General features: G+C 29.8%; 27 protein-coding genes. 19 read left to right on the top strand and 8 right to left on the bottom strand.

Annotated features, from left to right (window positions below):
- The coding region (locus BN350_RS08740; protein ID WP_028043257.1) for a PTS transporter subunit EIIC at nt 1-657 on the top strand (657 nt) is incomplete at its 5' end.
- 390 nt (nt 658-1047) lie between these two features.
- Nucleotides 1048-1869: a MurR/RpiR family transcriptional regulator gene (locus tag BN350_RS18840; protein WP_044600221.1), complete on the top strand. Its 822-nt coding sequence runs from the start codon at nt 1048-1050 to the stop codon at nt 1867-1869.
- Between the two features lie 99 nt (nt 1870-1968).
- On the opposite strand, the gene BN350_RS08730 is transcribed toward BN350_RS18840, so the two are convergent.
- Both BN350_RS08730 and BN350_RS08725 read right to left on the bottom strand, forming a co-directional pair.
- Complete coding sequence (locus BN350_RS08730; protein ID WP_028043256.1) at nt 1969-2538, bottom strand: chromate transporter; 570 nt, start codon at nt 2536-2538, stop codon at nt 1969-1971.
- Nucleotides 2535-3101, bottom strand: a complete 567-nt coding sequence (locus BN350_RS08725; RefSeq protein WP_028043255.1) for a chromate transporter — start codon at nt 3099-3101, stop codon at nt 2535-2537. The genes BN350_RS08730 and BN350_RS08725 overlap by 4 nt, the downstream gene beginning before the upstream one ends.
- Nucleotides 3102-3212: 111 nt before the next feature.
- On the opposite strand from BN350_RS08725, the gene BN350_RS08720 reads away from it, so the two are divergent.
- From BN350_RS08720 to BN350_RS08670, 11 genes are all read left to right on the top strand, one after another.
- Nucleotides 3213-4097, top strand: coding sequence for a LysR family transcriptional regulator (locus BN350_RS08720; protein ID WP_028043254.1), 885 nt, complete (start codon nt 3213-3215; stop codon nt 4095-4097).
- A gap of 57 nt (nt 4098-4154) precedes the next feature.
- The gene (locus tag BN350_RS21640; protein WP_261797163.1) at nt 4155-4283 is read left to right on the top strand and encodes a hypothetical protein; all 129 of its coding nucleotides are present in this window, start codon (nt 4155-4157) and stop codon (nt 4281-4283) included.
- Nucleotides 4280-4468, top strand: coding sequence for a hypothetical protein (locus BN350_RS21635; RefSeq protein WP_028043253.1), 189 nt, complete (start codon nt 4280-4282; stop codon nt 4466-4468). Before BN350_RS21640 ends, BN350_RS21635 begins: the two co-directional genes overlap by 4 nt.
- A 128-nt stretch (nt 4469-4596) precedes the next feature.
- Nucleotides 4597-4842 (top strand): AAA family ATPase, encoded by a 246-nt coding sequence (locus BN350_RS21630; protein WP_028043252.1) that lies wholly within the window; start codon nt 4597-4599, stop codon nt 4840-4842.
- Nucleotides 4843-4894: 52 nt separating this feature from the next.
- Nucleotides 4895-5191, top strand: coding sequence for a hypothetical protein (locus tag BN350_RS19960; RefSeq protein ID WP_028043251.1), 297 nt, complete (start codon nt 4895-4897; stop codon nt 5189-5191).
- 105 nt (nt 5192-5296) lie between these two features.
- A complete protein-coding gene (locus BN350_RS19955; protein WP_187117124.1) occupies nt 5297-5581 on the top strand; it encodes a PD-(D/E)XK nuclease domain-containing protein in 285 nt (94 codons plus the stop codon).
- Between the two features lie 67 nt (nt 5582-5648).
- Complete coding sequence (locus BN350_RS08690) at nt 5649-6527, top strand: MurR/RpiR family transcriptional regulator (RefSeq protein ID WP_028043249.1); 879 nt, start codon at nt 5649-5651, stop codon at nt 6525-6527.
- A 130-nt stretch (nt 6528-6657) separates the two neighbouring features.
- The gene (locus tag BN350_RS08685; RefSeq protein ID WP_028043248.1) at nt 6658-8061 is read left to right on the top strand and encodes a glycoside hydrolase family 1 protein; all 1404 of its coding nucleotides are present in this window, start codon (nt 6658-6660) and stop codon (nt 8059-8061) included.
- Nucleotides 8062-8064: 3 nt separating this feature from the next.
- Nucleotides 8065-8709: a cytidylate kinase-like family protein gene (locus BN350_RS08680; RefSeq protein WP_028043247.1), complete on the top strand. Its 645-nt coding sequence runs from the start codon at nt 8065-8067 to the stop codon at nt 8707-8709.
- A 147-nt stretch (nt 8710-8856) separates the two neighbouring features.
- Nucleotides 8857-10254, top strand: coding sequence for an ROK family protein (locus BN350_RS08675; RefSeq protein ID WP_028043246.1), 1398 nt, complete (start codon nt 8857-8859; stop codon nt 10252-10254).
- Nucleotides 10255-10404: 150 nt separating this feature from the next.
- A complete protein-coding gene (locus BN350_RS08670) occupies nt 10405-11739 on the top strand; it encodes an MATE family efflux transporter (protein WP_028043245.1) in 1335 nt (444 codons plus the stop codon).
- Here the strand turns inward: BN350_RS08670 and BN350_RS08665 are convergent.
- Both BN350_RS08665 and BN350_RS08660 read right to left on the bottom strand, forming a co-directional pair.
- Entirely contained in the window at nt 11736-13097 is a 1362-nt protein-coding gene (locus BN350_RS08665; RefSeq protein WP_196802956.1) for an MATE family efflux transporter, read from the bottom strand. The two genes, BN350_RS08670 and BN350_RS08665, sit on opposite strands and share 4 nt — an antisense overlap.
- Before the next feature lie 50 nt (nt 13098-13147).
- Complete coding sequence (locus BN350_RS08660) at nt 13148-13804, bottom strand: HAD family hydrolase (protein ID WP_028043243.1); 657 nt, start codon at nt 13802-13804, stop codon at nt 13148-13150.
- A gap of 118 nt (nt 13805-13922) precedes the next feature.
- Here BN350_RS08660 and BN350_RS08655 point away from each other — a divergent pair, with 118 nt between their 5' ends.
- Entirely contained in the window at nt 13923-14648 is a 726-nt protein-coding gene (locus BN350_RS08655) for an alpha/beta fold hydrolase (RefSeq protein ID WP_028043242.1), read from the top strand.
- 68 nt (nt 14649-14716) lie between these two features.
- Here BN350_RS08655 and BN350_RS08650 read toward each other — a convergent pair whose 3' ends face one another.
- Nucleotides 14717-15220 (bottom strand): LURP-one-related/scramblase family protein, encoded by a 504-nt coding sequence (locus BN350_RS08650; RefSeq protein WP_478209955.1) that lies wholly within the window; start codon nt 15218-15220, stop codon nt 14717-14719.
- 655 nt (nt 15221-15875) lie between these two features.
- Here BN350_RS08650 and BN350_RS08645 point away from each other — a divergent pair.
- Entirely contained in the window at nt 15876-16289 is a 414-nt protein-coding gene (locus BN350_RS08645) for a hypothetical protein (protein WP_028043240.1), read from the top strand.
- A gap of 158 nt (nt 16290-16447) precedes the next feature.
- Here the strand turns inward: BN350_RS08645 and BN350_RS08640 are convergent, their stop codons facing one another.
- The gene (locus BN350_RS08640; RefSeq protein ID WP_028043239.1) at nt 16448-17446 is read right to left on the bottom strand and encodes a GGGtGRT protein; all 999 of its coding nucleotides are present in this window, start codon (nt 17444-17446) and stop codon (nt 16448-16450) included.
- A 15-nt stretch (nt 17447-17461) separates the two neighbouring features.
- On the bottom strand, nt 17462-18154 hold the full coding sequence (locus BN350_RS08635; RefSeq protein ID WP_028043238.1) for an iron-sulfur cluster assembly scaffold protein: 693 nt from the start codon (nt 18152-18154) through the stop codon (nt 17462-17464).
- A gap of 260 nt (nt 18155-18414) precedes the next feature.
- Here BN350_RS08635 and BN350_RS08630 point away from each other — a divergent pair, with 260 nt between their 5' ends.
- The 3 genes from BN350_RS08630 (at nt 18415) to BN350_RS08620 (ending at nt 20686) form a co-directional block, all read left to right on the top strand.
- Nucleotides 18415-18846 carry a MarR family transcriptional regulator gene (locus BN350_RS08630; RefSeq protein ID WP_028043237.1) on the top strand — a complete coding sequence of 144 codons (432 nt, stop codon included), beginning with the start codon at nt 18415-18417 and terminating at the stop codon, nt 18844-18846.
- Nucleotides 18846-19613: a sulfite exporter TauE/SafE family protein gene (locus tag BN350_RS08625; protein ID WP_044600220.1), complete on the top strand. Its 768-nt coding sequence runs from the start codon at nt 18846-18848 to the stop codon at nt 19611-19613. Before BN350_RS08630 ends, BN350_RS08625 begins: the two co-directional genes overlap by 1 nt.
- A 362-nt stretch (nt 19614-19975) precedes the next feature.
- Nucleotides 19976-20686: a MerR family transcriptional regulator gene (locus BN350_RS08620; protein ID WP_028043235.1), complete on the top strand. Its 711-nt coding sequence runs from the start codon at nt 19976-19978 to the stop codon at nt 20684-20686.
- Nucleotides 20687-20712: 26 nt separating this feature from the next.
- Here BN350_RS08620 and BN350_RS19950 read toward each other — a convergent pair whose 3' ends face one another.
- Nucleotides 20713-21072 (bottom strand): helix-turn-helix domain-containing protein, encoded by a 360-nt coding sequence (locus tag BN350_RS19950; RefSeq protein ID WP_049945539.1) that lies wholly within the window; start codon nt 21070-21072, stop codon nt 20713-20715.
- Between the two features lie 151 nt (nt 21073-21223).
- Between BN350_RS19950 and BN350_RS20955 the strand changes: the two genes are divergently transcribed.
- The coding region (locus BN350_RS20955; protein ID WP_044600219.1) for a hypothetical protein at nt 21224-21869 on the top strand (646 nt) is incomplete at its 3' end.

Below are 21869 nucleotides of genomic sequence, written 5' to 3'. Positions count from 1 at the left end.
ATCATTGGAGATAACATCGTAGCTGTTATGTTCATGTATGTATTAATCTCATTATTCTGGTTAGTAGGTATTCATGGAAACAACATGTTATCTGCAGTTAAGGAACCAATCTTCCGTCCAATGTTATATGCAAATACTGCATTATACACAGAAGGAAAAACAATTGCTTTAACTCCAGAAATCAAAGCTCATGGTATGTATACAATGAACTTAACTATGATGCAAATGTTTGCTGAATTTGGTGGATCAGGTATAACTTTAGGTTTAGTTATTGCTATCTTTATCTTCTCAAAACGTGAAGATAACCGTGCAATTGCAACATTATCTATCGTTCCAGGTTTATTCAATATCAATGAAACTGTAACATTCGGTATTCCATTGGTATTAAACCCAATCTTAGGTATTCCATTTATCTTAGCTCCAGTAGCATGTATCTTTGTTGGATGGTTATTAATTACAATTAACTTCTGTCCACCAATAGTTATTGAAGTACCTTGGACAATGCCACCAATTTTACAAGGATTTTTAGCAACAGGTGGAAGTATTATAGGAGCAATCTCACAAATTATTGTTATTGCATTATCTGTTGTGATTTATACACCATTCTTACTTGTTTATGAAAGATATCAAAATAAACAAGCAGCCGCAGCTGAATAGAATATGAAAAGAAATCTGATATTTAATAGATAACTATTAAATATCAGATTTTCAATTATAGATACTGTTTTCAAATTTTTTCAGTATTAAGCTAAAAATAATTGTGTAAATGAAAATGTTTTTTCAATTACTTCTAACAATCTTTATAGTCATTGTTTTTATATTATAATAAAGAAAAATCCAAATGTTTAAACATTTGGATGCTGCCAATAAAGCATAAATAAATTGTCAAAAATATTTTAAGGAACTCTATCGACAATCATATTTTAGAGGAATTATCTATATAACACAATACTGCTTATAGTGTTTGAATAATTTAATCAGAAAATATGTTAAGAAGGCAATATTATTAAATATTATATTACATAGAAGTAGAGGAGAAAGAAAATTATGATTATAGAAAAACTTATTGATCAGGATTGTTTGACTGAAACTGAAAAACATATTGCAAATTATTTATTGAATAAAAGTAATGATATTGAAAATCTAACAAGTACTGAATTAGGTAGAAAGAGTTACACATCACAATCTGCAGTTATGCGTTTATATAAGAAGGTAGGAGTTAATACTTATCGTGAATTTATATCAGCATTAATACTAGAAAGAAATGAATATTTTAAAGTAGGAGATGTGAATGCAGGACATCCAAGTCAGTACTTTTCATCTTATACAGATATTCAAAACACAATTTCTAGATTATATGCAGAAACAATGATTCATACAAATCTTTTATTAGATAAGAATATTATGATAAGAGTCTGTAATCGGTTACTGAATGCTCAATCGATTGATATTTATGGGATAGAAATATCTGAGGTGATTGCTAAACAAATGTCATTTAAATTGCAATCAATTGGTTTCAATTGTACATGCCAAAATGGATTAAATTATGCATATATCAAAAATATGAAAGAGTGTCAAAAAAATGTTTCTGTACTTATTTCCTTAACAGGTGTAAATGATGCAATAATGAATATTGCAAAAATATTAAAAGAAAAGAAAATTTATACAGTGGTTATTCTTGGAAAGAAAGAAAATCAAATCCAGGAATTAGGTTATGATATTTTATTATTTGATACAAATGAATATGAGGATATTGATGTTATGTGTTCAGCCTTTGCTGCAGAATATATTGTTGATTTAATTTATTCAATGTTATTATCAAGATTACAAATTCATCAAACGTCACAAACAAAAAAAGAAACCATATAATAAAATTATTCTTTCTCAATAATAGATAGATTATGAAAATATCAAAACATGGAAAAAGGAGTCAGATTCCTAAGTATACAGGAACTTGTCTCCTTCTTTTTATAATATATTTCCTATAATAAAATATTGAGCAACATTGAGTATACCAGCTAGTACCATAACAAAGATAGGATTCATCTTCCATTTCATTAACAGTAACATACAAATTCCAAAAATCACTACCATTTGAATCTTGATAGCCTCAATGCTGATACCAAGTTCGCCGAAAATAGCTGAAATAATAATAGTTAAACCGGCAGTCGCAATCAATGAAACAACTGCTGGACGAAGAGTACTTAAGACCACTTGAAGAGATTGCATATTACGATATTTGATATATAACCAGGCAATAATTGTAACAATGATACATGCTGGTAGAATACATCCAAGTGTTGCCACAATCGCTCCAGGAATACCAGCAATTTTAATACCAACAAATGTTGCAGAGTTGACGGCGATTGGACCTGGTGTCATTTGTGAAATTGTCACAAGATCAGTAAATTCAGATAAACTCAGCCATTGATGCAAGTCAACAACCTGACTTTGAATAAGTGGCATAGCAGCATAACCTCCACCAAAACTAAAAGCACCAATTTGTAAGAAACTCAAAAATAATTGTAAATAGATCATGCCTTCTCACGTCCTTTCTGCAGAAATGTTTTTATGAGTCCTAAAACAATACATACCAAGATGACATAGACAACATTGACATGAAAGAAATAAGTCACAATGAAAGAAATAGCCATAATTACTAATGAAAAAGGATTTTTTTCTTTGACAATACCAGTTCCCATTTCAAAAACAACTGAAGCAATGACTGCACCAACACCTGCCTGCATTCCTTCTAACATTAAAGCAACAATTAAGTTTGTACGAAACACTTCATAACAAACAGATATCGCTGAAATAATCACAAAAGGTGGAATAATGGTTGCAATAACAGAAACAATCACTCCTATTAAACCAGCTAGTTTATATCCGACAACAATGGCTCCATTCACAGCAATCGCTCCAGGAGCCGATTGAGCAATTGCAATTAAATCCAACATCTCATCTTCATCAATCCAATGATATTCACTGACAAACTTTTTACGCATTAATGTCACAATGACATATCCGCCTCCAAAAGTAAAAGCACTTAAATATAAAGTTGAAAGAAAAAGCTTTCTTAATTTATGTTTATCTCTATTCATATGGTTACCTCCATTTATAAACACATCATACATTGTCTTGAAAAATAAGTAAAATACTATTATTATATAATATATATAACAATTTTATTATGCATTAAAAAGGAGAATTTTATGACATTACGCCATCTTGAAATATTTATTAAAGTTTATGAGTTTCAAAGTATTACCAAAGCGGCAAAGGAAATGCATATTGCTCAGCCATCTATTAGTTTAGCTATTAAAGAGATGGAAAATTATTATTCAGTATGTTTTTTTGATCGTATGAATCGAAAGATTTTTCCAACAGCTGCAGCTAAGCAATTCTATGAATATGCTGTTCATATTATTTCATTATTCTCAGAAATGGAAAAAGGTATTAAAAATTGGGAAGAAGAGGGAATAATGAGAATTGGAAGCAGTATGACTATTAGTCAATATGTTTTACCACATATTGTTCAATTACTAAAAGAAAAATACCCAAATCTTAAAATGAAAATGTATGTATACAATTCAGAAACATTAGAAAAAATGATTATTGAAAATAAGATTGATTTTGCATTGGTAGAAACCAATCTTCAAAATGATAATATCATTCAAATTCCTTTTATGTCAGATTATCTCTCAACCATTGTTTATCCAACACATCCACTTGTTCAAAAACAAAAAATTCAATTATCAGATTTAATTCATTATCCCATATTAATGAGAGAAGAAGGAAGCTCTGTTTACAATCTTGTGAATAGTTTATTTGTTGCACATCAGTATCATATTGAATATGCAATGGAAAGTACAAGTACTCAAGCAATCGTAAAAAGTGTTGAATCAAATTTAGGTATTGCAACTTTACCTTTTATCTTAGTTAGAGATGCAATTGAAGACAAAAAAGTTTGTGAAATTTTTGTTTCTGAACTCAATATTCAGAGATCCTATCATATTATTTATCATAAGAATAAATATCTTTCTTCATTATCAAAAGATTTTTTTGATATTTGTCACGATTATGGTAAACACCATTGAAATAAATAGAGGTATAATTATTTTAGGAATCTAGGAAACGGACGAGAGGTGAAAACAGTGAATTATTTAAATACAGGACATTTGTATAAATTATTGTTAATTGAGAAGATGTCAGATAGTATAGAAACAAGTATATATGTATTACAGGACCAAGAAGATTTTGTAAAACAATTAATGCAAATATGATAGCAACTTATTATACAAAAGGATATGATAGTCATGAACTATTTAATAATCTAAAAATAGCTAATACAGATCATTATGAAAAGCATATGAATCAATATAATGTGATTTATATTGATTTGGGTCATCTACCTGATCTTGTAATTCAAATGAAGAATATATTAATGAAATTAAAAGGAACTTTATAGAAAATATAAATGAGACATATTCATTAATACATCAAGAAGGTATGTCTATAGAATAACTTTTAAATAAATCAAATGATTCTTTTATTTTTATCTTAGATGAATGGGATTCTATCTTTTATAAAGACTTTATGAGTGAAAAGGATGAGGTTGCCTCTCTACAATTGTTAAAAGGTTTATTAAAAGATCAGACATATGTTGATTTAGTCTATATGACAGGGGTTCTACCCATTGCTAAATATTTAAGTGGATCTGAGTTAAATATGTTTAGAGAGTATAATTTTATGAATGATCCTATCTATGATGAATATTTTGGATTTACTGAAGAAGAAGTCAAAATGTTATGTCAAACACATTCAAAACCCACATTCAGTTAATAAAGCAATTACAAGAGGTTTCTGTCAGAACTACTGGATAGAAACAGAACCAATGAATGAGATTGTAGATTGTATTGAACATAATGTAGATGAAGCAAGAGAAGATATCGTTAATCTTGTTGCAGGTAATACAATAGAAGTTCACTTGGATGGCTGTAGTGTGACACAATTGCAGTTAGATACAAGAGATGAAATCTTATCAGGTATGGTCGTATTTGGATTCTTATCATATCATGATGATTATTTAACAATTCTTAACTATGAATTGATGCAGAAGTTTAATCGTGTGTTATCAAGAGAAAGTATGGGTGGAATCAAGAAGATTGTAGATCAACTTAAAAAATGTTAGATGTAACACTGAATCAAGATGCAAAACAGGTTGCAGAGATATTGGAATCGGTACATGATCAGGAAATACCATTTCTAAACTATAATGATGAAAATAGCTCATCATGTGTTATTATATTATTTATATGCAAGAAATAAATATGATATCACAAGTGAAGAAAAGAATGGTAAGGGCTATGTATATTATTTATTCATACCTAAGAAAAAGAATGAACCAGCTATAGTCTTAGAATTAAAATACAATAAAAGTGCTAAAGAGACAATTGAACAAATCAAAGAAAAGAATTATATTGATAGAGTAAAAGATTATCAGGAAATTTTATTAGTAGGATTAAACTATGATGAAAATAAACATCATGAATGTATCATAGAAAGAGTAATCATAAGATAAAGACAGGTATTATCTTTATAATTGCATATAATATATTAAGTTATATAATAATAAAGTAGGTGAGAAAATGCTTATACATGAAAAATTAAAACAAAGAGAACACTATACAAATATAGAATGTAGTATTGCAGATTATGTGTTACAACAAGAAGAAGGATTAGAACATCAAAGCGCACGTTCAATTGCTAATCAATTGTATATGGCACCTTCTACAGTTGTAAGATTTTTTCAAAAACTTGGTTTTCAAGGTTTTAATGATTTTAAAAGTGCTTATTTAGAAGAAGTGAAGTACTTATCATCACATTTTCAAGAACTCAATCCTAATACACCTTTTCAATATCATGATAAAAATATTGTTGTTGCAAATAAGATGGGACAGTTATATCATGAAATTATTGATGATACATTATCTCTGATGCATCATGATAATTTACAAAAAGCTATTAATATGTTAAATTATGCCAAAACAATTTATATCTGTTCAGCAGGTGTTCAAAATGAAATTGCTTATACCTTTAAAGATAAATTATTAAAGATTGGAAAAGATGTTGTGATTGAAGATAAATTGGATGAAGCATTTTATCGCGCAACATATTGTCAGCAGAATGATGTTTTTATTATTATTTCTTATTCAGGAGAAACAGAAAACATATTAAAGATTGCTCGCAAATTACATCAAAGACATATTCGTTTTTTAGCCATAACGTCTTATGGTGGAAATGCTCTAACAAAATTAACTGATGATGTTCTTTATGTGTCTACAAGAGAAAAACTTGTGAATAATTTGGGGAATTTTAGTATGAATCTAGCGACATTGCTTTTATTAGATATCTTATATATGAATATGTTTAATACTGATTTTCATAAACATTTTGAAAGTAAAGTGAACGTTTCACATGAATATGAACAAGATCGAAAATCTCATAATCCTATTATTAAAGATTAAGCAACACTGTTGCTTTATGAATAAAAATGATTGTTGAAAATCAACAACAGTGTTTCAAAGAACTTCCATAACCTTGGAAGTTCTTTTATATGTTTTATAATGAAGTCAGAAACAAAGGAGGAATAGAAAAATGAGTTTTCCAAGTGATTTTTTATGGGGTGGTGCAACAGCTGCGAATCAATGTGAAGGAGCATATTTAGAAGATGGGAAAGGATTAAGTACAGCTGATGTGATGACATTAGGTTCACATACTCAAAAAAGAAAAACAACCAAAACAGTAGAAAGTCAATATATTTATCCAAGCCATCAGGCTGTAGATCATTTTCATCATTATCAGGAAGACATTGCATTGTTTGCTGAAATGGGATTTACAGTTTATCGTTTGTCGATTAATTGGACGAGAATATTTCCTCAAGGTGATGAAGAAAAACCCAATGAAAAAGGTTTGGCGTTTTATGATAGAATATTTGATGAATTAGAAAAGTATCATATTGAGCCATTAATCACAATCTCACATTTTGAAACACCATTAGGTCTACAAAAATATGGTTCATGGGAAAATCGGAAAGTCGTTGATTTTTATATGAGGTATGCTAAAGTTTTATTAGAAAGATATCAAGGACGTGTCAAATATTGGCTGACATTTAATGAAATCAATTGTATGTCTACAATGCCTTGGGTATCAGCGGGTATTGCATCTGATAATGAACAAATCAGAATGAGTGCCGCCTATCATCAGTTTTTAGCCAGTGCCAAGGTTGTCCAATTGGCACACCAGATTGATAAAAATAATAAGGTAGGAATGATGTATTGTGGTCATTTTGCATACCCTCATAGTCCTCATCCAAGTGATATGATTGCAACAACAGATTTTATGCATCAGATGTTATTTTATTGTGATGTACAATGTCGAGGATATTATCCAAATTATAAGATCAAACAATTTGAAAGAGATGGAATTGTTTTACCTATGCAAGATGGTGATGAAGAGATTCTTAAACATGGAACAGTTGATTTCTTATCATATAGCTATTATTTTACACATGTAACAGGAATGAAAACAAAAGGAATTTATAAGGGTTTAAATGGTATTGATACAGGTTATCAAAATCCTTATTTGCCTGTGAGTGAGTGGGGATGGTCAATAGACCCACAAGGTTTAAGATATTCATTGAATTTATTATATGATCGTTATCAATTACCATTAATGATTGTTGAAAACGGATTAGGTGCTGTCGATGTTTTAGAAAATGGAAAAGTTCATGATCCTTATCGTATTGATTATTTAAGACAGCATTTACTGGAATTAGAAAAAGCCATCACATTGGATGGGATTCCAGTGATGGGTTATACGATGTGGGGTCCTATTGATATTGTGGCAGCCAGTACAGGTGAAATGAAGAAGAGATATGGTTTTATTTATGTAGATGTTGATGATTATGGACAGGGGAGTATGAAACGTTATAAGAAAGATTCGTTTTATTGGTATCAAAGAGTGATTCAAACACATGGTGAAAGTTTAAAGGAGGAGTAAAATATGTATAAGTATATGACAATGGATAGTGAATATTGTAGTATGGGGAGATGGATTTCTGTAATTGTTGGTCATCAAATGCATATGAAATTATATGAAGGACAGGATTTGATTGCACTCTGTGATGAAGACTGGCTCACTGAAGATTATTTAGTTGAATTTGATGAAAGAATATCTATCATGTCATTAGAAGATGTTAAAAAAGATTCTCAAATGCAAAAGGTTCATACTGCATTAACAAAAGCGATTTTTAAAGCAATAGAACAAGGTCCATGTATTATCCATGAAAGGGCAGCTGGAGATATCTTAAAAGAACGTCAGGATTGTTTAAAAGTATTATTATATAATACGAGTACTGAACATAAGATTCCTCGTGCTATTGCAGACAAAACATATGATTTAGAAGATTTACCACATGATGATATTGTTTCATTTATGAAAAGTCGAGATCATATGCGAGCTGTTTATCGTAATGCTGTAGCTTCTACAATGTGGGGCGATAAAAGATCTTATGACTTATGTTTAGATAGTGATATATTGAGTCGTGAAAAATGTGCTGAGATTTTAATTGAGGCTTTGAAAGATGTTTCATTAGATCTTGATGAATGTGCAGACATCGTTCATAAGTCATTTACCTGGACAAAATAAATAATTGAGATTTTGTATCATAGTTATCAAAAATAACTTTTATAGATGTAAAAATATTTATCATTATTGTGATAAATATTTTCTTTTCTTTCTCTTTTTCATATAATAAAGATATAAGATTTCTAATTATTTGAAGGGAGAATCATTATGGATGATTTTTTAAGGGATATACAAGTTGATGTCTTTAAAGAGTGGATTTTATTACAGAAGAAAGATAATTTACAGATGACTTTATCTCAAGATAGAGGAACAATTCTTATTAAGAATCAATATAGTGAAAGTCATATTCATTTTTATGATATGAATATTATTGAATTTTCTGTGATCAATTTAAGTAAAAATGAAACAGAATTCTATCTTCATTTTCAATTCAAGAATATTAAACATGCTACTGAATTATTTCATGAAATGTTAGAAACAATTGATCAGTTTACAAATAAACCTATGTTAAAAGTCCTTTTGACTTGTACTGGTGGATTAACGACAGGATATTTTGCTGATCGTATTAATGAAGTTGTAAAGCTTTTAGATATGGATATTCATGTAGATGCCGTGAGCTACAGTAATCTTTATAAAGAAGGTGAAAACTATGATATGATCATGTTAGCACCACAAATTTCATATATGTATGCAAAAACACGTGAAATCTTAAAAAAACAAATTGTTTTAAAGATTCCACCTGCTGTTTTTGCAAAATATGATGTCAAAAAAATATTATCAATCATTGAAGAAGAACGTTATATCAAGAAAACTTTATTAACAGGAAACCATCAACCATTAAAAGCAAAAAACATAAAAGCAACAGATCAAAAGATTTTATGTCTAGCTTTAATTAGAAATAGTCAAAGAGTTCATATTGTTTATCGTTTATATGGTGAAAAGAATCAAATATTAGAAGATAATGAAATAATTAAACCAACCTTATCTTTACAAGATTACTATGCTGTTATTGATGGTATGATTGCCCAATATCCAGATATTCAAGTCATAGGATTATGTACACCAGGTATTATTGATGATGAGTCTATAGGTTCTATGGGGGTAGGAGAACTAAAGGAAATTGATATTAAACGTGATTTGACTTCAAGATATCAGCAGAAATTTATCTTTAATAATGATGCTAATACAATCGCATTTGGTTATTATCATTCACAGGATGAATGTTCTTCCCTTTCTTTTATTTTTCAGCCTGTGACGTCTTTTGCTGGAAGTGGACATATTATTAATGATCAGCTGATTTTAGGACATCATCATATTGCAGGTGAAGTTCAGTATCTGCCATTATCTTATTCTCAAGATGTTTTAGAATTACATAAAACACCACAGGGAGCAATTGAAGCCTTAGCCAAAACAGTATCGTCTATTATTGGATTAATAGATCCCCAGATGATTGTTATTTGTTGTTTCTTAATTACAGATATTGAGGAATTGAAAAGAGAAATAGAAAAATATATTCCTAAGACTTATATTCCCAAAATGGTATTAATTGATGATTTACAAGAATATATGTTACTTGGAACATTATTGTTATGTCAGCAAGGTTAAAAAGTCTCTTGACATAGAGAAAAACCTTTAGTAAACTATATGTGTTCACTCGGAGGGTGAGCCATTCATTATGAGATGGTGAGCTAGATAAGGTGACAGGTTGAAATGCCTGTTCATTTATCTAGCTCTTTTATTATGGGAGGGACAAAAATGGATTTATTAAAAGGACAAGTTAAAAAAGTTTATTTTCATTATTTATGGGCGGCTTTTGGTAGTGCTATGATTAGTTCTATCTATAGTATTGTTGATATGGCTGTTGTTGGACAATATCAGGGTCCTGAAGGAACTGCAGCATTAGCTGTTGTAGCACCTTTATGGAATATTATCTATAGTTTAGGTTTGCTGACAGGAATAGGTGGAGCTGTACTATTGAGTGCTGCGAGAGGTCGTGGTGATTATAAAAAAGATAATGAATTTTTTTCATCAGCTTTAGCTTTAAGTATCCTGTTAGCAGTGGTCTGCTGGATTGGTGTTGTCTTTTTTGACAGACAATTATTAACTTTATTTGGTGCTTCTCAAAGATTATTGCCATTAGCACAAAAATATTTTTTACCAGTAAAATTTGGTGTTCCATTATTTTTATTTAATCAAATGTTAGCAGCATTTTTGCGTAATGATAATGCTCCAACTCTTGCCACAAGAGCAGTTTTAGCAGGAGGTATCTTTAATATTGCAGGTGATTATTTGTTTGTATTTACTTTTGATATGGGAATCATGGGAGCAGGACTTGCAACTGTTATAGGTGCATTCATTACATTTTGTTTAATGATGACACACTTTTTCTCATCTCAAAATACTTTAAGAATTGTTAAACCTAATGATGTATTCACACAGTTTAAAGATATTGTTGTGACTGGTTTTTCAACTTTCTTTATTGATATTGCTATGGGGATATTGACAATGTTATTTAATCGTCAAATTATGAAATATTTAGGTAGTGATTCATTAGCTGTTTATGGTGTTCTCGTTAATATAAGTACAATTGTTCAATGCTGTGCTTATAGTGTAGGACAGGCATCTCAGCCTTTATTCTCAGTTAATTTTGCTGCGAAACAATATGATCGTCTTTCTACATTGCTCAAGTATACACTTTACTCAACTGCATTCTTTGGTCTATTATGGACAATCATTATCTTTGTATTTCCTCATCAGATTATGAATATATTTATGGATGCAACAGAACAAATTCATTTGATAGCACCATCTATAATGGGTTATTATGGTTTATCATTTTTATTATTACCACTGAATATTTTTTCTACTTATTACTTTCAATCATTAATGAAACCACAGCTTTCATTATTTATTTCGGTATTAAGAGGAATGATTTTAAGTGGATTACTTATCTATTTATTACCTACTTTATTTGGTTCAAATGCATTATGGTTTGTAATGCCAATCACTGAATTCATCGTTGTATTGATTGTTATCTTATTTATGATACGCATACAAAAAAGTCTTTATTTAAAGAAGCAGGATAATTAACATCCTGCTTCTTTAGATACATGATAGACTTTCTTATGAATAAACAGATAAATAAATGTGAGCGATAATGCTGTTATTATCCAGCTAATAGGGTAAATAATTAATAAGTTTTGATAACTTGTAATAGTTGGATAAATAGTATAAATATAGACAATTCTCGTTCCACATATTCCTAATACACAAACAAGGGCAGGAATACTGGAATAGCCAATGCCCCTTAAAAATCCAGATATAAGTTCTATGACCATATTAATTATTTGAAAGGATAAAACAATATACATTCTTGTATAAGCAAGATTGGCAATCTGTGGATCATTTGTAAAGAATCCAATACAGAATTCATGTAAGACAATAAAGAGAAAACTCACACATAATGTTGAAAGACTGCTTAATAAGAATGTCCATTTTGTTATTTGTTTACAACGTACATACTTGGACGCTGCATAGTTTTGACCAATGAATGTTACAGCTGCCTGACTAAAGGCACTAATCACAAAGTAAGTAAAATATTCAAAGTTTAAAGCAGCAGCACTTGCAGCCACAGCTGCTGATCCTAAGGCATTTAAGGCTGCTTGAATAATAACATTAGATATTGAAAAAACAGTTGACTGTAATCCAGCAGGCACACCAATTTTAGCAATCTTTAATAAAATATCTTGATGCATATATAATTTTTTAACTTCTACTTTTAAAGCATCTGTTTCATGCATTAAGAAATAGACTAACATTAAAGAACTGATAATATTGGATATGACTGTTGCAATGGCAACACCTTCAACACTCATATGTAAAACAATAACAAAAAATAAATTTAAAACAACATTAATAATCCCAGAAACCATTAACGAAAGTAATGGTCTTTTGGTATCACCTTTACTTCTTAAAATAGCCGAAGTAAAATTATATAACATAATAAAAGGCATACCAGCAAAATAAATCTTTAAATAAAGTGTTGCTAAATCAATAATATCTTCAGGTGTAGACATGAATTCTAAAATAGGTCTAGCAAATAAAATACCAACAACCAATAATACAAACCCACTCACTAAAGATAATAAAATAGATGTATGAACAGCTTGACTCGTTCTTTTCTCATCCTTTTGTCCAATAAAGGAAGCCACCACAACATTCGTACCAATAGATAAACCTACAAAAAGATTGACCAATAAATTAATCACTGAACCATTGGCTCCAACCGCAGCTAAAGCCTCTCCACCAGCAAAATTTCCAACGACTGCAACATCTGCTGCATTAAATAATTGCTGTAAAATACTGCTCGCAGCAAGCGGTAAAGCAAATAATAATAACTTATCCCAAATAGATCCATTTAGCATATCTATTTGTTTCTTTGTTTTCATAGAATCCCTCATTTCTATCTATTATATTAGCATTTAGAGTTGACTCTAAGTCAAGAGTTATTTTCTAAGTAAGAAATAACATCTTCTAAAGATGAATAGATTCTTGTTGCTTTTTTGATATAATCATCATGAGGGTATTTCATATCAGGTATACAAATCACAGGAATATGAGCATCATAAGCTGCCTGAATACCTGCTTCACTGTCTTCTAAAACAAGTGCCTCATGAGGATGAACGGCTAATTTTTCACAAGCTTTTAAGAAAATATCTGGAAAAGGTTTACTATGCTGGACTTCAGGACCGCAGACAATATTATCAATATATGGCATAATATGGTAAGGACCAAGTATTTTTATAGCACGATCAAAATGACTTGATGTTGCTATTATGGTTTGATAATGATGAGATTTAACATACTCTAATAAAGGAAGAAGTCCCTTCTTAAGTTGTACTCCATCTTTATTTATATATTTTTCTTCTAAATCTTTAAACAACTGCATTTTTTCTTGTATATCAAAATCAAGCTGATAGTGATCACGTATATATCGTAGTGAAGTTTGTAGTGATCTGCCAGGATAACTTTTCATATACTCTTCTTTAGTAAAATCAAATCCATAACTTCTTATTAAATCCTGAAAACATTGAAATGAAATCATTTCAGTATCAACCATTAATCCATCCATATCAAAAATAATGACTTTTAACATATTTCTCACTCCTTATCCTCTCTTATTTTACACAATCAAATCAAAGAAATAAAGAAGATTATATAGAGAAAAAATAATTTTTAGTATATAGTAAATAATAAAGAAATGAGGTTAAAAAATGAATAAAAAAATAAAGAAAATACTACTTATTATTATTTGTATAATTGCTATAGGAATAGGTGGTGTGTATTGGTATGTGAGTGATTATTATCATGCAGATATGAATGTAGTTTCTATTAATAAGTCACAAATGAGTTATGATGAAAATATTGAAGGTTATGTGTTCAAACCACAAACTGCAACAAAAAAGGGAATAATCTTTTATCCAGGCGCAAAGGTGGATGAATTAGCCTATCAGCCACTTATGCTAAAGTTATCTCAGCAGGGTTATTTCTGTGTTATTGCGAAAATGCCTTTCCATTTTGCAGTTTTAAAGATAGGAGCAGCTGATGCAATCATGTCCCAATATAGTCAGATTACAGATTGGTATATGATGGGACATTCATTAGGTGGTGCTATGGCTGCTCAATATGCATCTGAGCATTCCAATGCACTAAAAGGACTCATTTTATTAGCAGCATACTCCACTCAGGATTTATCATCATCAGCATTATCTGTGATGAGTATTTATGGTAGTGAAGATCATGTTTTAAACAAGCAAAAATATAAAGATTACTTTTCTTTCTTGCCACAAAATACAAAAGAATTGATTATTGAAGGTGGTAATCATGCTCAATTTGGGAATTATGGAAAACAGTCAGGAGATGGAGAAGCCACTATTGATCCATCAGAACAGCAAAATCAAACAATTGAGTTTGTGATAAAATCATTACAGTTCAAGTAAACTTTTAAAAAATCACATCATATACAAAAGCCAGGAGTTATTTCTCCTGACTTTTAGATTTATAAAGTTTAATTTTGAGTTGCACTTATATCTGCATCTGCTGATTCATTATTAGCAAGCATATGTTCTAAGACAATATATGCAGCTATAATCAATTCTTTTTGGCTTTCATCTAAAATATCTACATAATAAATATTATGCAATGAGAACCACTTAATATGTGCATTTGCAATAACATCACCTTTTTCATTCATTATACTATAGTTATGTGCAGCAAATTCACCTTCTATTTTCCATCCTAATTCCTTAATTTCTAGTTGATTCTTAAAAGGATGACCTAATTTTACTTTCACTTCAAATTTCTTTCCTGAAGTCATTTCAACATAATGAACTTGATGAATAGAAATAGCCTTTGCATGAATATATGCTATTTCATTATCATTAGCATCCATAATATGTGTCTTATCATAAATGGATAATGCTTTACTGACAACCTTATAAACAATATTATCATTTTCATCTAGAATATCCATTTTAGAATGAATACTCATAACTTTCCCTTTATATGTAATTGTATGAAATTATCCTCCTCATTTTTTATATATTTATTATACTTCAAATTGTTAAAACCAAAGTTTATAAGATAAATTATTTAATAACAGATAAAAAAGACTATGACTTTAATAGAATGATTAGCCTATTTCTTTATAGTCTTTTTCACATTTTAGTATAGAACTGTAAATGTTTACAAGCTCCTTCGATAGAAACGGTTAGCATTTTCCTAAATGAATTTTTAAGTCTATTTAAGCCTATTTAAGTGCCACTAAATCTCACTAAGTCTTCAAAATTCAAACCATTTAAAGTAGTGGCAGATTTGTGTGCAACCAATGACATTTCATACAATCTGTGTACGTTTCACAAAATTTAAAAACACTATTGGCTAGTATAGAGAAAATGGTAAAATCTTATTGAGAGATAGATGTGTATATATTATTTATCTGGACATATTATATATTGAACAGAGATGTTCAAATATTATCCACTAGTTGGTTCGTGGGATACAAAAGGCCAGCGTTCAAATGTTAACCGTTAATTCGTATACAGGATATAAAAGGCGATTGTTCAAATCTAGCCCCTTAAAGGGGCGCTTTATTTAGGAGTATAATATGATAATTGATATAGGAAATATATATTTTATAAAGCAAAGTTTTTTTGATTTAGTCAACGATGAATCTTTACCTAAAAATAAGCTATCAAATTATCGATTTAATTACTTGTAATTGTGAGGAACCAGATGTTGAATTTTTTGAAGAAATATATGCGGAAATTATAAATTTAGAAGAAAGTTTTTCCAATATATATTGGAATGATTTTTATGATTTAATCGTTAAAGATAGTAATTTTATTAATGATTATTTGGAAGATTATATATTAGAGGCGGATAATGAGCATTCGGAAGAGGTTGTGCAAGATGCTACAGACGGAGCGTATTCTTTTATTTCTAACTCACTTTTGGAAGTAAAGGATTCAGCAATGGATTTATTAACTATTTTAGAAAGATTATCTACTGTAGTCGAAGAAATTAGTAAAATATTTAATAAAACAGTTAATATTATTGGGTTTATTGATAATACTAAATAAATAATTGTTTAATGGAGATTGCTTTTTGTTAATAAAGATAACTATAGATGAATGTAACTGAAAAATCTTTTATAGTTTAAAAGAAACACCAAACTTTGTTTTGAAAATAAAAAAGAAAAGTTCTGCATTTTGCAGAACTTTTTAGTCTAAAATAGTAATTATTTACAAGCTTCTTCAATAGCAACAGCAACAGCAACAGTTGCACCAACCATTGGGTTGTTACCCATACCGATTAATCCCATCATTTCTACGTGAGCAGGAACTGATGAAGAACCAGCAAATTGTGCATCACTGTGCATACGTCCCATAGTATCAGTCATACCATAAGAAGCAGGTCCAGCTGCCATGTTATCAGGATGTAATGTACGTCCTGTTCCACCACCTGAAGCAACAGAGAAATATTTTTTACCTTGTTCGATACATTCTTTTTTATAAGTACCAGCGACTGGATGTTGGAAACGAGTAGGGTTAGTAGAGTTACCAGTGATAGAAACATCTACACCTTCTTTATGCATAATAGCAACACCTTCACGAACATCATCAGAACCATAACAATTAACTTTAGCTCTTGGTCCATCAGAATAAGCTATTCTAGAGATTTCTTTCACTTCTCCAGTGAAATAATCAAATTCAGTTTCAACATAAGTGAATCCATTGATTCTAGAAATAATCTTAGCAGCATCTTTTCCTAAACCATTTAAGATAACTCTTAAAGGTTTTGTTCTTACTTTATTAGCTTTTTCAGCAATCTTAATTGCACCTTCAGCAGCAGCAAATGATTCATGTCCTGCTAAGAAACAGAAACATTCAGTGTTTTCATCTAATAACATAGAACCTAAGTTACCATGTCCTAAACCAACTTTACGATCATCAGCAACTGATCCAGGAATACAGAAAGATTGTAAACCAATACCAATAGTTTTTGCAGCATCTACTGCTTTTGTATCTCCATTTTTGATTGCCATTGCAGCACCTACAGTGTAAGCCCAGCAAGCATTTTCAAAACAGATAGGTTGAGTTGATTTTACAATTTCGTAAACATCAATACCTTTTTCATCACAAATTGCTTTTGCTTCTTCAATAGATTTAATATCAAATTTAGCTAATGCAGCGTTAATTTGATCAATTCTACGTTCATAACTTTCAAATAATGCCATTTTCGTACCTCCTCATTAATCCTTTCTTGGATCGATGTATTTAGCAGCTTCAGCGAATCTACCGTAGTTACCAGTAGCTTCTTTTAGTGCTTCATTAGCATCTTTTCCAGCTTTAATCATATCCATCATTCTTCCAAGACTAATGAATTCATAACCAATAATTTCATCATTGTCATCTAAAGCAAGTCTGTTTACATAACCTTCAGTTAATTCAAGATATCTAGGACCTTTTAATTTAGTTGAATAAGATGTACCAACCATACTTCTTAAACCTTTACCTAAATCTTCAAGACCTGCACCTACAGGAAGTCCTCCTTCAGAAAATGCTGATTGAGTACGACCATAAACGATTTGTAAGAATAATTCTCTCATTGCAGTGTTAATAGCATCACAAACTAAGTCGGTATTTAAACCTTCTAATAAAGTTTTACCAACTAAAGCTTCACTTGCCATTGCAGCAGAGTGAGTCATACCAGAGCATCCAATTGTTTCAATTAATGCTTCTTCGATAATTCCTTCTTTAACGTTTAATGATAATTTACATGCACCTTGTTGAGGAGCACACCAACCAATACCATGTGTTAATCCAGAAATATCTTTGATTTCTTTTGAATATACCCATTTCCCTTCTTCAGGAATTGGAGCACATCCATGACTTGCACCACGTGTCACGCATTGCATTTCTTCGACTTCTTTTGTATAAATCATTTTTTTACTCCTTTCATTTTGTAAAATGATTACTGCGTAGATTCTGGAAAAGTAATTTTTCCAATCTCCAGGTGATGGAATTCACCTACTGTGATTATAAGGCAAAAGTGCTTTAAAGTCAATGAAGTCCGAGGGTTCAAAAAATAAAAATCGCAAAAAATGACAAACCTTTTCATGAAATGAAAAAAATGTCACACCAATGATTGACATTTGCATAACTTGTATTATAATAGTTCAAAATAGAACTAATTGGAGGGAGTATGACAGAATTATTAAATATGATTCAAAGTATGAAAAAATTATATGATCATCTTTGTTTAGGAGTTACAAAAAAATATCAAATATCTAGAAATGAACTTGATATTCTATTGTTTTTACACAATAATCCTCAATTTGATAGTGCAAAGGATATTGTTGAAAAAAGAGGACTTGTAAAATCACATGCTTCAATGGGAATTGAAAAATTGGTAAAAAGTCATTATCTTGAGACTATTCAAGATAATAAAGACAGACGAAAATATCATCTTTATCTTTTACCGCCTTCAAAAGATATTGTTGAAGATGGATTACAGGTGCAGAAACAATTTTATGATATTCTATTTAAAGGTTTCACAGTAGAAGAAAAAAAGATGTATCATAATATGTTACATCTTATGTATAAAAACATTAAAGAAGAGGAGGAAAATGAATAATGTTTTCATGGTTTATATATATAATTGCTGGAATGGGGGCTGGTATAGGAACAGGATTAGCAGGATTATCTGCTGCAGCAGTCATTTCACCAATGCTGATTACTTTCTTAAATTTTGATCCTTATGAAGCAGTTGGAATATCATTGGCTTCTGATGTTTTAGCATCAGCAATATCAGCTTACACATATGGAAAACATAAAAACTTAGATATTAAAAATGGATTAGTTATGTTGGCTAGTGTTCTTGTTTTTACTTTAATAGGAAGTTATATTGCTTCACTTGTGCCAAGCGGAACAATGGGAAGTTTTTCAGTATTTATGACTTTACTGTTAGGAATTAAATTTATTGTGAAACCAGTTATGACAACAAAAGAAGCATTAGAGGCAAAGAGTCAAAAGCAAAAAGTTATTCAATCCTTGTTATGTGGTTGTTTAATAGGATTTGTTTGTGGATTTATAGGTGCTGGTGGTGGAATGATGTTATTATTGATATTAACATCTGTGCTTCAATATGAATTGAAAACAGCCGTTGGAACAAGTGTCTTTATTATGGCGTTCACTGCATTTACAGGAGCAGCATCACATATGTATATTGGTGGATTCCCAGATATGGAAGCATTAATTGTATGTATTGTAGCAACTCTTGTAGGAGCAAGAATTGCAGCTTTATTTGCAAATAAAGCAGAACCAAAAGTTTTAAATCAGGCAACAGGAGTTGTCCTTACGATTTTGGGATTAGCAATGGTTATTACAAAATATTTATTTTAAAAAGTCATTTAATGACTTTTTATTTATCTATAAAATTGGGATTTATTATATGTTTTATAAATATTTATTTTAGCATTATGTGCTTATTATCATGATGATTTGATAATGCTTTAACTACTCATTATAAGGATAAATCAGTGTTATAGAAGAAACAGTGAAAAAACTTACAGACAATGAATATGAGCATATAGACAGACTTGTATAATATATAACATTATTTAGAGAGCAAGGAACTGACTGGAACTGGATTATTGAGATAATAGACCAATGAAATGATGAAATTATTCCTTTTCTTGAGAAAATAAGACTTGCTAATGACGTTACGTTATTATATATAATGTTATTGCTAGGAGGAATAGTATATGTATACAACAGGTGAAATAGCAAAAATATGTCATGTAAGTATTCGGACAGTTCAATACTATGATAAAGAAAAAATTGTTTGTCCAAGTCATTTGAGTGATGGCGGTAGAAGACAGTATAGTGAGGATGATTTACAACAATTTCAAACTGTCTGTTTATATAGGAAACTCGGATTTTCATTACATGATATTAGAGATATCTTAGAATGTGGAGAACAAAATGAAATTCTTTTAAAACTTCTATGTCAACAAGAAGAAATAATGAATGCGCGTTTAAAGGAACTTCAATTAAATAAAGAGAAAATAGTTCTTTTGATAGAAGAAATGAAGACGTCTAGATGTTTAGCAGTAACAAATTATGATGATTTAGAAAAATTGTTAGTTAAGAAAAAGAAATATCATAAAATAGATATGTTAACATATTATCTAACGATTTGTTATGTTATTCTTATGTCTATTGGAACTTATATAGCCAGTCAAATGGGTGGTATTTATCCATTTGTAATGGTTATAATAGCGGGTATACTTCTTATTGCTCTTATATATTTCCATACATCATTTCATACTTATCTATGTCCACAATGTCATTATCAATTTAAAATCTCATTTTTTCAGGATTTATTTTCATTTCATAATGGAAAACAAGGAAAATATTTGAAATGTCCACAATGTCATCAAAAAAACTGGATGAAAGGAACTTATCGTTTATAATAAAAAGTTATCCATCAGGATAACTTTTAATCTTTTTTCTTTATTTTTCGCATATATTTAAGTCCATCATCTAGAAATTTAATGCCTTGCATATAATAAATATTTTCTTCTTTATCAAGGGATCTGATTGTTTTACAAACTTTGGCTTCATCTTTACCTTGAATTAATAAGTCTATATTACCTGAATCATTAAGTCCTAAAAGATGATTAAGATCAATATTTAATAATTGACAAATATCCCTTAAAGCATCTAATGGTGGAAAACATGTATCATTGACATATGTTGAAAATGTTTTTGGGTTTATATTGAGTTGATCAGCAGCCGCTTTTTGTGTTAAATCCATTTGTTCTAGTCTGGCTGCAATGATTGGTCCTATTTTCAGCATTGATTCCACCTCTTTTATATGATTATAGCGAAAATAAACAATAATCTATGATTTATCTATTAAAAATAGAATTATATTTGATAACTATTTAAACTACTGTTATAATAAAAAAGACAATACATACAAATGTAAATATAAAGGAGTAGAAATGATGTACATATATGACTTTTTAAATTCATTAGAATTATTTCAAAAAGAATATCTTCCAAATTTTAATCGTTTTCCCAAAAATGCAGTATATTATGGTTATAATTTAAAGGAAGAACTTAAAGAAAGAGAGATTACTTATCAGGATGTGAATGAACAATATCTTGTTTATTCCAAAGGAAGTAATCCTCATCAATTGTATGCAATAGGTATTGACAAAGAATTAAAGTATATTCAACAATTGAATGACGAAAAATTAAAAATACCAAGAGCATCTATGATTTTTGTAGATACTGCTATTTATGAGGCTATTAGATTGTATGATGAATTTACAAGATATTTAGGTGACACAAAAGGTTTCTTTGATATTCAGTTGCAATACGACATCCAATTAATTGCATGTTTATTTCAAGATAACCATTTTGAGTCTCAACCGGCATTAGTATATTTTCACAACAATCCTATTGAAAGAGATATTGCTCAAGCACAATTTATTTATTTTGTGAAAAAATATTCACAATATCGGCTCAAAAATACAAAAGCAAAAGCAACTTATCTTTATCATAACTTTGATTCTGTTTTAAGAAATACTTTATGTCACTATAATATAAAAGATAGGGGATATAAAGTATCTGAATATACACATATTG

Origin of the sequence: Candidatus Stoquefichus massiliensis AP9, from assembly GCF_000455285.1 — a bacterium.
GTDB lineage: Bacteria > Bacillota_I > Bacilli_A > Erysipelotrichales > Coprobacillaceae > Stoquefichus > Stoquefichus massiliensis.
Note: the sequence above shows the minus strand (reverse complement) of the source record. Positions and strands in the feature narration are given on the sequence as shown.